The 12901-nt window shown below is 68.6% G+C and carries 11 protein-coding genes; 7 read left to right on the top strand and 4 right to left on the bottom strand.

The annotated features are described in order from the left end of the window. The first annotated feature begins 124 nt into the window (after positions 1-124). Complete coding sequence (locus BJY22_RS07365; protein ID WP_167204668.1) at positions 125-1033, top strand: endo-beta-N-acetylglucosaminidase H; 909 nt, start codon at positions 125-127, stop codon at positions 1031-1033. 49 nt (positions 1034-1082) lie between these two features. On the opposite strand, the gene BJY22_RS07360 is transcribed toward BJY22_RS07365, so the two are convergent. After that, positions 1083-1598: a histidine phosphatase family protein gene (locus BJY22_RS07360; protein WP_167204666.1), complete on the bottom strand. Its 516-nt coding sequence runs from the start codon at positions 1596-1598 to the stop codon at positions 1083-1085. A 100-nt stretch (positions 1599-1698) separates the two neighbouring features. Between BJY22_RS07360 and BJY22_RS07355 the strand changes: the two genes are divergently transcribed. The 6 genes from BJY22_RS07355 to BJY22_RS07330 all read left to right on the top strand — a co-directional run bounded on the left by BJY22_RS07355 (position 1699) and on the right by BJY22_RS07330 (position 9163). After that, positions 1699-2880 (top strand): RNA-guided endonuclease InsQ/TnpB family protein, encoded by a 1182-nt coding sequence (locus BJY22_RS07355; RefSeq protein WP_167204664.1) that lies wholly within the window; start codon positions 1699-1701, stop codon positions 2878-2880. 127 nt (positions 2881-3007) lie between these two features. Next, positions 3008-4867, top strand: coding sequence for an acyl-CoA dehydrogenase C-terminal domain-containing protein (locus tag BJY22_RS07350; RefSeq protein ID WP_167204663.1), 1860 nt, complete (start codon positions 3008-3010; stop codon positions 4865-4867). A 285-nt stretch (positions 4868-5152) separates the two neighbouring features. Beyond that, positions 5153-6403, top strand: coding sequence for a hypothetical protein (locus BJY22_RS07345; RefSeq protein ID WP_167204661.1), 1251 nt, complete (start codon positions 5153-5155; stop codon positions 6401-6403). Beyond that, a complete protein-coding gene (locus BJY22_RS07340) occupies positions 6400-7050 on the top strand; it encodes a hypothetical protein (protein WP_167204659.1) in 651 nt (216 codons plus the stop codon). Before BJY22_RS07345 ends, BJY22_RS07340 begins: the two co-directional genes overlap by 4 nt. Further along, the gene (locus BJY22_RS07335) at positions 7047-8273 is read left to right on the top strand and encodes a hypothetical protein (protein ID WP_167204658.1); all 1227 of its coding nucleotides are present in this window, start codon (positions 7047-7049) and stop codon (positions 8271-8273) included. Before BJY22_RS07340 ends, BJY22_RS07335 begins: the two co-directional genes overlap by 4 nt. A gap of 122 nt (positions 8274-8395) precedes the next feature. Next, complete coding sequence (locus BJY22_RS07330) at positions 8396-9163, top strand: DUF4097 family beta strand repeat-containing protein (protein WP_167204656.1); 768 nt, start codon at positions 8396-8398, stop codon at positions 9161-9163. A 4-nt stretch (positions 9164-9167) separates the two neighbouring features. Here the strand turns inward: BJY22_RS07330 and BJY22_RS07325 are convergent, their stop codons facing one another. The 3 genes from BJY22_RS07325 to BJY22_RS07315 form a co-directional block, all read right to left on the bottom strand. Then, on the bottom strand, positions 9168-9416 hold the full coding sequence (locus tag BJY22_RS07325) for a DUF6458 family protein (protein WP_167204654.1): 249 nt from the start codon (positions 9414-9416) through the stop codon (positions 9168-9170). An 87-nt stretch (positions 9417-9503) separates the two neighbouring features. Further along, positions 9504-11315, bottom strand: coding sequence for a thioredoxin-like domain-containing protein (locus tag BJY22_RS07320; RefSeq protein WP_167204652.1), 1812 nt, complete (start codon positions 11313-11315; stop codon positions 9504-9506). Beyond that, on the bottom strand, positions 11312-12862 hold the full coding sequence (locus BJY22_RS07315; RefSeq protein ID WP_167204650.1) for a recombinase family protein: 1551 nt from the start codon (positions 12860-12862) through the stop codon (positions 11312-11314). Before BJY22_RS07315 ends, BJY22_RS07320 begins: the two co-directional genes overlap by 4 nt. Positions 12863-12901 lie beyond the last annotated feature (39 nt).

The following is a 12901-nucleotide window of genomic DNA, read 5'->3' as shown; positions in this document are numbered from 1 at the left end:
GCGACCCCGGATGGCATCCCCTTGACACCACATCCGCGACGGCTCGATGATGAGCATCCGCTAAACCGGTTTATCTGAATCGGTGAAGCGACCGCCCACCTGTTGATGAGGAGTCGATCAGCTCATGAAGCGAAGGACCCTGTTGTCAGCCCTGGCCGCCGGAACCGCCGCGGCCGCCACCGGCGCCGCGCTGCCCGCCGCAGCCGCCGAGAGCGCCGCCAAGCGCCGCCCGCGGGCGAAGACCGGCCCGATCACCGCCGCGTACATCGAGGTCAACAACTACAGCATGCTGAACGCCGGCAAGTACACGCTGGCGACCAACGGCGCGCAGGTGATCGACATCGCGTTGATCTTCGCGGCGAACATCAACTACGACGGCACCAACGCGTACCTGCACTTCAACGACCAGGTGACGAACGTCCTGAACAACGTCGCGACGCAGATCCGGCCGCTGCAGCAGAAGGGCATCAAGGTCCTGCTGTCGGTGCTCGGCAACCACCAGGGTGCCGGCTTCGCGAACTTCCCGGACCAGGCGTCCGCCGACGCGTTCGCGCAGCAGCTCGCCGACGCGGTGAACCAGTACGGCCTGGACGGCATCGACTTCGACGACGAGTACGCCGAGTACGGCAACAACGGCACCGGCCAGCCGAACGACTTCTCGTTCGTCTACCTCGTGCAGGCCCTCCGCGCGAAGCTGCCGAACAAGCTCATCACGCTCTACGACATCGGCCCGGCGTCCGATCGCCTGACCTATAACGGCCAGAGCATCGCGAACACCTTCGACTACGCCTGGAACCCGTACTACGGCACGTGGGGCGTCCCGAGCGGCCCGACCGACAAGTCCCGCCTCTCCCCGGCCGCGGTGTCCTACACGGCGACCAGCTCGAGTACGGCGGCCTCGCTGGCGCAGCGCACCGTCGACGAGGGGTACGGCGTGTTCCTGACCTACAACCTCACCGATTCCAACACGGCGACGTACATGACCGCCTTCACCCAGAAGCTCTACGGCAGCGCGACGGTCTACAAGCCTTAGAAACAACGGGATGGCCGGCCATCACAGCCGGCCATCCCCGCCAAGGGGTCTACACCTCGTACTCCCAGCCCGGCTGCCAATTGACGCCTTCGGCAACCAATTGTTCCATCGGAGCGCGACTGCCCAGCAGGTGCTCGAGGGACCACCGGTTCGCCGAGTGCGCCACCACGAGCACCACCTGGCCGTCGTACCACCGCTTGACGTCCTCGAGGAAAGAACGCGTCAACTCGAGCACGTCGTGGTAGCTCTGCCCACCCGGGAACGGCCGCTCGACGTACCGCCCGCGGTCTCCCTGCCGGTCCCGCGGCAGACCGTTGAGCTCACCGTAGTCACACTCGCGCAACCGCCAGTCCTGGAAGTGCGGCGCCTCGAGCCCGGCGAGTTCGACCGTCTGCACCGCGCGCCGCAGATCCGAGCTGAAGACCACGTCGACGTCGCTCCGCCGCTTCCCCAGTTCGCGCGCCTGCTCGCGGCCGCGCGCGGACAACTCTCCCGGCAGCCAACCGGTCGCAATGCCGCTCTCGTTGTCGACAGTGGTCGCATGCGTCTCGTAGATCAGTTTCATCGGAGTTGTTGCGGGGAAGCCCCGTCCGTCGGGGGAGGAGCCGCAACTGCCTCCTTTCGCGTTTCAGGGACTGTCGGTCCCGGCTGATTGAATCACTGTCATGTCCCGCTCTCGTCTTGCCCCGACTCCGGAGCAGGAAGCGGCGTTGCTCGGGCACTGCAAACACGCCAGATACGTCTGGAACCTGGCTCTTGAACAATGGTCTATGTGGTCGGCGGGCCGGCGTAGTGGTCCGCCGCGGTTTGTGGAGCAGGCGCGGCAGTTGACCGAGGCCCGGGCCGCCAGCGAGTGGTTGCGGGGCGGATCGCAGACGGTGCAGCAGCAGGCGTTGCGGGACTTCGACCAGGCCGTCTCGAACTTCTTCGCCGGCACCCACCGCCGTCCCACTTGGCGCAAGGCCGGCATCCACGAGGGGTTCCGGATCGTCGGCGCGCAGGCCCGACGGGTGGAGAAGCTGAATCGTCGGTGGGCCCGGGTCTTGGTGCCGAAGGTTGGTTGGGTGAAGTTCCGGCTGTCCAGGCCGCTGGCTGACGCGAAGTCGTACCGGGTGACGCGTGACCGTTCCGGGCGCTGGCACATCGCGTTCGCGGTGGTCCCGGATCCGATTCCCGGACCGGGTACCGGGGAGCTGGTCGGTGTCGACCGTGGTGTGACCGTCTCGGCGGCACTGTCGACGGGTGAGAAGCTGCGGACGCCGACGTTGACCACGGGCGAGAAGAGGCGGCTACTGAAGCTGCAGCAACGGCTTGCCCGCTCCCAGAAGGGCAGCAACCGTCACGCCAAGACCAGGGCCGCGATCGCCCGGCTCAAGGCGCGGGAGGCGGACCGGCGCAAGGACTGGGTCGAGCAGACCAGCACCCGCCTTGCCCGCCAGTTCGACGTGATCCGGGTCGAGGACCTGCGCATCGTCCAGCTGACCCGCGCAGCCAAGGGCACAGTGGACAATCCGGGGAAGCGGGTGCGGCAGAAGGCCGGACTGAACCGGGGCATCCTGGCCAGCGGCTGGGGCAAGCTCGTTCAGCGGCTGGAACACAAGGCCGCCGGCCGGGTCGAGAAGATTCCGGCGGCGTACACCTCTCAGACGTGTTCGCGGTGCGGGACCAGGGATGCGAGGGCGCGCGAGAGCCAAGCCGCCTTCCGCTGCCGGTCCTGCGGATACACCGCGAACGCCGACGTGAACGCCGCCGTCAACATCGCGGCCGGACGGGCCGTGACCGCACGTGGAGCGACTGCAGTACCGGTCGCCGAGAAGCGTGAACCTCAACTCTCTGCGTCCGCGTAGTCGGGTTGGAATCCCCGCCGTCTACGGCCGGGAGGACGTCAAAACCTCACAGTCAATCTCCCTTGGACCTCGTTACCGGCGGGTATATACTCAAGTTACTCGCGAGTACAGGTATTGAGGAGTCTCTGTGAGCCACTACAAGTCGAATCTGCGGGACATCGAGTTCAACCTGCTCGAGGTGCTGGGCCGGGGTGACGTGCTCGGGCAGGGCCCGTACGCCGAGATGGACGTCGACACCGCCCGCGAGGTGCTCGCGGAGGTGGACCGGCTGGCCAAGCACGAGCTGGCGGAGTCCTTCGCCGACGCCGACCGGAACCCGCCGGTCTTCGACCCCGAGGCCCATGAGGTCCGGATGCCGGAGGCGTTCAAGAAGAGCTACCACGCCTACATGGACGCCGAGTGGTTCAAGCTCGAGCTTCCCGCCGAGCTGGGCGGTCAGCCGACCCCGCCGTCGCTGCGCTGGGCCGCGGCCGAGCTGGTGCTGGGCGCCAACCCGCCGGTCCACATGTACGCCGCCGGCCCGAACTTCGCGCACGTGCTCTGGCGCAACGGCACCGAGCGGGACAAGAAGATCGCACACCACATCATCGAGCGTGGCTGGGGCGCCACCATGGTGCTGACCGAGCCGGACGCCGGTTCCGATGTCGGCGCGGGGCGCACGAAGGCCACGCTGCAGGATGACGGCAGCTGGCACATCGAGGGCGTCAAGCGGTTCATCACCTCCGGCGAGCACGACCTGACCGAGAACATCGTCCACCTGGTGCTCGCGCGTCCGCAGGGCATCGAGGGCGTCGGCGGTCCCGGTACCAAGGGCCTGAGCCTGTTCGTGGTTCCGAAGTACCACTTCGACCTTGAGACCGGTGAGCTCACCGGCGAGCGCAACGGCGCCTTTGTGACGAACGTCGAGAAGAAGATGGGCATCAAGGTGTCCACCACCTGCGAGGTCACCTTCGGCGACGGGACGCCGGCGAAGGGCTGGCTGCTCGGCGAGGTGCACGACGGCATCGCGCAGATGTTCCAGGTCATCGAGTACGCGCGGATGATGGTCGGCACCAAGGCGATCGCGACGCTGTCGACCGGCTACCTGAACGCGCTGGAGTACGCGAAGGAGCGGGTCCAGGGCCCGGACCTGACCAACCCGGCCAAGGACGCGCCGCGCGTCACCATCACGCACCACCCCGACGTCCGCCGGTCGCTGATGACGCAGAAGGCGTACGCCGAGGCACTGCGGGCGCTCGTGCTGTTCACCGCGACGTACCAGGACCGGGCCGAGCAGGCGCGGTACGCCGGGGAGCAGGACGACCTGGCCGAGCGGGTCAACGATCTGCTGCTGCCGCTCGTGAAGGGCTACGGCTCGGAGAAGTCCTGGACGCTGCTCGGCACCGAGTCGCTGCAGACGTTCGGCGGCTCCGGCTTCCTGCAGGACTACCCGATCGAGCAGTACGTGCGGGACGCGAAGATCGACACGCTCTACGAGGGCACGACGGCCATCCAGGGCCAGGACCTGTTCTTCCGCAAGATCATCAAGGACCAGGGCAAGGCGCTCGGCCATCTCGCCGAGCAGGTGCAGGCGTTCGTCGCCTCCGAGGCGGGCAACGGCCGCCTGAAGGAGGAGCGCGGGCTGCTCGCCAAGGGCCTCGAGGACACCCAGAAGATCCTGGGCATCATGGGGCAGGCCCTCATGGCCAGCAATCCCCAGGCGGAGAACGGCGACCCGCGCAACGTCTACAAGGTCGGCCTGAACACCTCCCGGCTGCTGTTCGTCCTCGGCGACGTGGTCTGCTCGTGGCTGATGCTCCGGCAGGCCGAGGTCGCACTGGAGAAGCTCGGCGGTGAACTTTCCCCGGCTGACCAGGACTTTTACACCGGTAAGGTCGCCGCGGCCCAGTGGTTCGTGCGGACGACGATGCCGTCGGTGCGGGCCGAGCGGGTCAAGGCCGAGCTCACCGACCTGGACGTCATGGACCTCCCCGAGTCCGCGTTCTGAACCCCCAGCTCCTCCGGCTCGGCCACTTGCGCGGGTCGAGCCGGAGGCCCGGGGGCTCGACGTTCCGGGGCATGAATTCCCCGAATCTGCCCCAGGTTGCCCCACGATCTGCCCTGTTGCACAGCGTGACGGTGTAGCAACGTTTCTGCCCTGAAACACCGCGACCCTGGCTTGGTCTCCCCTGTCCGGGCCAGGGTCGCGTCCACTGCCCGGGGGTGGAACCAAGACATGCGAGCCTGCGTCCTTGTGAACGTGTCCAGGCCCGGTCGTCGTACTCTGTCGGCGATGCGCGTCCGATTCCTGACTGTTCTGCTCGCGGCTGCAGCGGTCCTCCCTGCTCTCTCCGCCGTCATGGCTCTTCCGGCCCACGCCGACACGCCGGAGTTGCCGGACCGGGTCGCCGCCGGCTGGCGCACCGATCGCGTCTTCGTCGACGAGCGGATGCGAGCGGCGGTCCCGGCGACCGAGCTGGACCGGATCCGGACCGCGGCACGCACCGCCGGCCTGCCCGTGTACGTCGCGCTCATACCGCGCACGCCGGCCGTGCAAAGGGCGGACCTGCCCACCCTGCTGCAGGCCCGGATCGGCGAGCCGGGGGTGTACGTGGTCGCGCTCGTGGACGGGGCCTACTGGTCGACGACCGCGCAGCTCTATCGGCCGGCCGGGCTCCGCGGCCGCAGCCTGAGCAGCGTCCGATCCGACGACAAGCGCCGCCTCGACATCGTCTCGGACCGTCCGGCGCCGCAGGTCGTCCGCACCATCCAGCAGGCGTCGACGGCGTACGACGGCCGCGCGCTGCCGCCGGTCCCGGCTGCCGATCTGGAGCCGGGCCGCGAGCGCCCCGAGCGCGGCCTGTCGGTGAGCGACAAGAAGGACCGGGCGACGGCCGTCGGTGCCGGCGTCGGCGGGCTTCTCGCGTTCGTGCCGATGCTGGTGGCCGCCCTGCGGTACCGGCCTGCCTCGAAGGGCTCGAAGGGCTCGAAGCGCAGTGAGGCCGACGAGCGGCCGGTCGAGGCGTCGCGGGTACGGCAGCTGGCGGACAGCAAGATCAAGCAGGCCGAGCAGGCCCTGGCGCGGCTGGACCGTCGTCGCAACAAGTCGTCCGCACAGCTCGATCAGCGCGACGACGCGTACCGGCGGCTCGACGCGGCAAAGACGGTGCGCGCGGAACAGCCGGACGACGTACTCGCCCTGGCCGGTGCGTTCGTGCTCGCCCGCCAGGCCGACCGGGTCGCCGCCGGTGCGGCGCTGCAGCCGCCGTGCTTCTTCGACCCGACGCATGCGCCCGGCACGCTCACGGTCGACTGGTCGGACGATGTCGAGGTCCCCGCGTGCAAGTCGTGTGCGACCGCCGTACGGCGCGGCCGGACGCCGCGTGGTCTGCGCGTCCAGGGCAAGGCGGGGCTCCTCGGCCGCAAGCCGGTGCCGTACTGGACGCTCGACCCGGAGGACAGCCCGATGGTCGCGAGCGGTTTCGGCGCGCTCTCCGACGATCTGCCCGAGCGGATCGCCGCCCGGAAGGACGAGGTCCGATGAGGCGCCTGGTCCTATTGCTGGCGGCAACAGTCTTCCTGCTCACCGGGACCGCCTGGGCGGCCACACCGGCCGATCCACGGATCGCCGGGGCGGTGGCGGTCTGGGCGGAGCGGCCGCTGTACGTGGATCCGGATTTCATCTCCGTCACCGACAGCGCCGAGACGCTGCGGGTGATCTCGGGCGCGGAGTTTCCGGTGTTTGTTGCCGTCGTACCGAGCGGTGAGTGGTTCCCGGAGAAAGGCGACACCGAGCTGCTCGCCGGCCGGATGGCCGCGGCGAACGGCAAGCCGGGGGTGTACGTCGTGATGGACGGCACCCGGACGGAGGGCGTCGCGCACCAGCTCGATGTGTCCACGCCCAGCTGGACCTACGGCGAGCACGACCAGCCGCTCAGCAAGCAGCTCACGGAGTTCCTCGACGGGGTCGAGAAGTCGAGGTACAGCACGCCTGAGCCTGCTCGGACCGAGCCGCTGCCGCCCGAGCCGGAGGACTCGTCCCCGAGGAAGCCGGAGAAGTTCACCGTCGGCACGGCGATCGGGCACGGCCTCGGCGGCGTCTTCATCGGGCTAATCTGTGGCGCCTTCCTCGGCGTCATCGCACTGGTCGTGGCGGCGCAAGCCCGCGCACAGAAGGAAGGACGCGCGTGAAAGCCCGGATTCTCCTGACCTGCCTCGCCGCGCTGCTGACGGTGCTGGTCGCGGCCCCGGCCGAGGCCGATACGACGCGGACACCGGCCGAGCGGGCGCGCGAGATCGCGACCGCGTTGGCCAAGGACCCGCTGTACATCGACGCGGCGTACAAGACGGCGCTGCCCACCAACCTGCAGGAGGACGTCGGCAAGAAGGCGGGCGCGCTCGGGTACCCGGTCTACACGATCGTCCTGCCGCTGACGCCGAGCGACGAGTTCCAGGGCAGGGAGCAGAACGTGCTGACCCTGGTGATGGACGCGCTCAAGCGACCGGGGCTGTACGTCGTGGTCGACGGCGGGAGCCGCTTTCCCTGGTACGAGACGAAGAACGTGCCGCAGGTCAGCGAGGAGAAGCTCTCCGCGGCGCGGACGCGTGCGCTGGAGGACGCCGGGTACGACGCGGGGCCGACCGAGGTGCTGGCCCGGATGTACGAGCTGCTCGCCCAGCCGGGGATCCCGAAGACGTCGAAGCGCCCGGGTGGCGCTTCCCGCGGGCCCGACCTGGCGCCGGACGGGGACGGGTGGATCGTCGCGACGTCGATCGCCGGCGGGCTCGTCGTCCTCGTAGGACTCGGCCTCGTGATCGGGCGGCTGCGCGGCTCGGGTTCCCGGAAGACGTTCCGGATCCCGCCGCACGTGGCCGCGACGGTGGCGGCCGAGCGGCGCCGGCGCCTGACCCGCGAGACGACCGCCGAGCTGACCACACTGGGCTCGGAGCTCGCCGCACTCCCGACCACCGCGGGCGCCGGCCTCGTGCATCAGCATCAGCAGGCCGCGCTCGACGGTCATGCCGCCGCGTCGAAGGTCCTCGACTCGTCACCGGACCTCGTCGACCTGGTCGGGGCGATGGTGCTGCTGGACAAGGCACGCCGCGAGTACGACGCCGCCGTCGCGGTCGCAGCCGATCGCAAGATCGACGCCGTACCCGAGCTGTGTGCCTTCAACCCGCTGCACGGGCGCGCGTCCGGGCGGCCGACCAAGGTGGAGTCCGACGGCACCACGCTGACGCTGCCGCTGTGCAACGAGTGCCGGCAGGCCCTCAAGCGCAACTCGGCGCCGGCGTCGCTGCCTGGGAAGGACGGGCCGTACTGGCACGACGATTCGCTCTGGGCCCGGACGTTCTTCGGCACCACGGGCGACGACCTGGCCGCGGCGGTGTCCCGGGGCGAGCTGCATCGGTGAACCCGTGAGGCGTCCCTGAGGGCGGCTCAGGGACACGTGGGGGGATCTGCCGGATCCTGGGGAGGGCCTTCGGAGCCTACTGTCGTTGCGACAGCGTGGGTGGGCTCGAGAAGAGGCGAACGATGGCGGAGAACAAGCAGCTCGGCGTGATTCTGCTGGTAGCGGCGGCCGGGCTGGCGTTCTGGCAGTTCGGGGACCGGGAGTCCGACGACAAGCACACGGTCGACGACAAGATCACCACGGTCCAGCTCGCCGCGGACCGCTCCGACATCACGATCCGGGTGTCCGACGACGACCGGACGACCGTGCAGGAGAAGCGCAAGTTCTGGTTCTTCAAGCGCGGCGACGCGTACTCCGTGGACGACGGCGTCCTGAAACTCGACGGCGACTGCGGCTGGCAGTGCACCGCCGACTTCGAGGTGACCGTCCCGCGTGGCACCAAGGTCACCGGCGAGAACGGCAGCGGCGACCTCGAGCTGACCGGTGTCGGCGCGGTCGACGCGAAGTCCCGTTCGGGCAAGGTCGAACTCCGCGAGGTCGACGGCGACGTCAGCCTCGACGTGACGTCGGGCGACATCTCCGTCGACAGCCTGGCCGGAAAACTCCAGGTCAAGGCGAACTCCGGCGACATCGAGGCGAAGGACGTCAAGGGTGCGGTCGACGTCGAGACCACGTCAGGCGACATCGAAGTGAGCCTGGCCGAGGCCAACGACGTCCACGCCAAGGGCACCAGCGGCGATATCGAGATCACCGCTCCCGGCAGCGACTACAAGGTCACCACCGATACCAAGCACGGTGAAGTCGACAACGAACTCGGCACCAGCGGCACCGGCGCCCACACCCTCACCGCGACCACCACGTCCGGCAACATCGAACTCCACACGGAGTAGCCGGCTACTCCTTCAGGTGGCGGTGGTTTTCCTCCACCACTCGGTACTCCTCCTCGACCGCCGGGTCGATGGCGTCGGTTTCCACGCGGCGACGGCGGTTCGTGATGTAGAAGGAGAGCACGATGCCGGCCACGCCGGCGAGTAGCAGGATGTAGCCGACAGCCTGCAGGTTGACGGCGTCCCAGCTGTCCCGGACGGCGAACGCGAACACCGCGCCCACCACCATCAAGAAGATCCCCACACCGATGCTCATCGACGTCCTCGCCTCCCAGACCGTGACTGTCTGATTCCGCCCCTACCCAGTACCCCAACACCAAACAGGCACCCCGGCGGCGGCGGGTTATTTGCTGCCGGAGAGGACCAGTTCGACCCGGTCAGGGCCGTCGGGCGTGATCGTGACGGGGACACCCCAGTCCTGGCGGTGCATGTGGCAGGCGGGGAACTCCACCTCGGCGGAGTCGTCACAGGAGGCGGCCTGGACCGCGACGTGCAGTACGCCGGACCCGGCGTGTGGGTCGATGACGAGGCGGCGTACCAGGTCCGTGGAGTCTCCGGCGCCCTCGCGGAGGAGGTTGTCGGGCGTCGACGAGACCAGCAGGCGCGTCGACGGGCCGTAGCGGTCGTCGAGCTTCTGGCCGGGCGGCGGCGTGAACACGACCTCGAGCGTCACCTCGCCGGCGGCGAGATCCATCGGCGGCCGCTGGGCACGGGTGCTGAACTCGTCCGCGGTCGCGGACGCACCCAGCGGGATCCGCGTCAGCCGGTGCGCAGCCGACTCGACCACCAACAGTTCGTTGCCTACGACAACAGCACCGCTCGGCTCGGCCAGTCCGGTCGCCATCGTCTCGACGGTCTCGGTGGCCCGGTCGTACCGCCGTACGGCGCCGTTGTAGGTGTCGGCGATCGCGATCGACCCGTCCGGCAGCACCGTCACGCCGAGCGGGTGCTGCAGCAGCGCCTCGCTCGCCTTGCCGTCGCGGAGCCCGAAGTCGAACAGCCCGGTGCCGACGGCCGTGTGTACGTCGGTGTCGATCCACCGCAGCGCGGAGATCTCGGAGTCCGCGAGCCACAGCCGGTCCCCGTCCGCCGCGAGCCCGCTGGTCTGCGCGAACCACGCCTCACCGAGCGGCCCGTCCTTCAAGCCCTCGTTGGTCGTACCCGCCGCGACCTCGGTCTCCCCGCTGAACGGGTCGAACGTCCACAGCTGGTGTACGCCGGCCATGGCGATCCACACCTTGCCGCCCCACCACGCCACGTCCCACGGCGAACTCAGGACGTCGGTCCCGTCGCCGTCCATCCACTGCTTGCCGGTACCGACCAGCGTCCGCACGTCACCGGTCGCCAGCGAGATCCCCCGCAGCGCATGGTTGACGGTGTCCGCGACCACCACGTCGTACCCGACCTCACGCGCGACCTCGGCCGGGAGCACCACGAGACCGTTCGGCTCGGAGAAGCTCGCCTCGGAACCCGGACCGTCGGCGAATCCGCGCTCACCGGTACCGATCCGCCGTACGACGGTCGACGCGTCGGCCGCCAACTCGACGATGCTGTGGTTGCCGGCGTCGGCGACGAGGAACCCGTTGTCCTGCGCAACCACCTTCGCCGGAAAGCGCAGATCGGTCGGCTCGGGTTCGGGTGCGACGTACGGCGACTTGCCACGCGTCAGCGTGCCCGCGGCCTCGTGTTCGGCGACCAGCTCGGTCAGCAGCGCGTCCAGGGCGTGCAGGTGCCCTTCACCGGAGTACTGCGCGACGATGTACCCGTTGGGATCGACCAGTACGAGCGTCGGCCAGGCGCGGGCGGTGTAGTTCTGCCAGGTGATCAGCTCCGGGTCGTCCAGGACCGGATGCGCCACCTCGTACCGCTCCACGGCGGCCCGGACCGCCGCCTCCTCGCCCTCGTGCGCGAACTTCGGCGAATGCACCCCGACGATCACCAGCGCGTCGCCGTACTTCTCCTCCAACGGCCGCAACTCGTCCAGCACGTGCAAGCAGTTGATACAGCAGAACGTCCAGAAGTCCAACAACAAGTGACGACCTCGGAAGTCCGCGATCGAGTACGACTTGCCGCCCGTGTTCAACCAGCCGCGGCCGCGAAGCTCAGGGGCGCGAACGAGAGAACGGCGTTTGCCGGGAACAGGAGCAGAGGTCACGGGTCCATTGTTGCCGAACTCTCCAAGGGCTCGGCCCAGCCGATCACCAGGCGATCGTCCGCCACGAAGCGTGCACCTCGTCGACCTCGCGACACAGCGATCGTGTCGATCGCGAGTTTCAACAGCCCCCGACGCTCGCGAACGCCTGCCCCCGACCACTTGTCGGTTCGAAGCCCTGGATCGCGCAGCCATCTCGTGTCGACGACTGGAGCCGGGACACGTTCCAGCGCTGATTCGAGATCGCAGATGCGCCGAGTGAGCGCATCATGGAGAAGCAGAAACCGACTGCGGTCGACAGTACGCCGCAAGTAGTGGTCTTGTTCGAGCACCGTTAGTGCCGCCCGCTCGTCAGCCAGGGCAGCCTGGAGCGATGCGCGTCGGCGCACCGTATCGGGATCGGCATCCGCCGCCAGACGTTCGGCAACTGCCTGCCGCAGCGGCTCCCCGTCCTCGAGCAGGTCCAGGCGGTCCATCCAGAGCTGTACGACGGCAGCGTCCAACGCAGGCCGGTACGCCCCGGCGGGCGCACCACAATCGCGACCAAGACGCACCGATTGGCAGCGATATGAGTTGCCTTGTTTACTCATCCGCTCGGCGCAGCCCGCACAACGCAACAGGCCGGTCAGCAGGTACTCGCTGTCTGGGGACCGCCGGCCGCGGCGTACGCCGTACGTGGACAGCTTGGTGCGCTCCTCGAACACAGCCGCGATGTGGAGCTGCTCAGAGGGCGAGATCAGCGGCATTTGGCCCGGCGCCATCACCGACACCGGTTCGCCGGTGCCAGGGTCAATCCACGGACGAACGACTCCGCTGTATCGGCCGTCGACGTGCCTGAGCGTCTCGGGCAACAGACCTGCAACCGACGGCGGACGAAGGAGTTGCGCAATGGACCCAACGCCCCGTTTGACTCCACGCGGCGACGGAACACCCGTATCGTTCAGCCACCGTGCCACCTCGGTGAGCGAAGAACCTCCGAGGATCCGGTCGGCGATCTGCCGAACCACAGGTCCAGTCGCGGGGTCGACCTCGAGTCGTCCGTTGCGAACGGCGAGACCGTACGGCGGCGCTCCGCCGATCCAACGACCTGTAGACCGTAGGTAGGTCTTCGCCGATCGAACTCGCAGACCCAGGTTCTCCGACTCGGATCGAGCATGCTCGGCGAGCATCTCGACCAACCGCCGGTCGGAGGTGTCCGAGGTGTCGAGACCGTCCCGGACCGAGACCAGGCGGCCGCCCACCGCACCGATCGTCCGCAGAAATTCACCAACTCTCCCGATCCCTTGCCTGGACAGCCGATCGAGCTTCCAGATCACGAGCGTTCCGACCACGCCGGAGGAGACGGCCGCCAGGGCTTCTCTGAGACCCTGACGGCGACCGCCGGCGTCCAGATAGGCCGACTGCCCGAGATCGACATGGACCCTACGCACCTTCAACGCCTGCTCACTGGCCCAACTCCGGCAGTCGACTTCCTGCCGTTCGATCGCTGTCTGTCCGGGCCGGTCGACGGAGACCCGCAGATACAGGTCGGCGTACTCGTTCCTTGTCATCGCAGTACCCCCAAGTAGTCGTGGCCTGTGGCAACAACC

The sequence above is a fragment of the Kribbella shirazensis genome, from assembly GCF_011761605.1.
Taxonomy (GTDB): domain Bacteria; phylum Actinomycetota; class Actinomycetes; order Propionibacteriales; family Kribbellaceae; genus Kribbella; species Kribbella shirazensis.
This window is presented reverse-complemented; position numbering and strand designations above follow the sequence as displayed.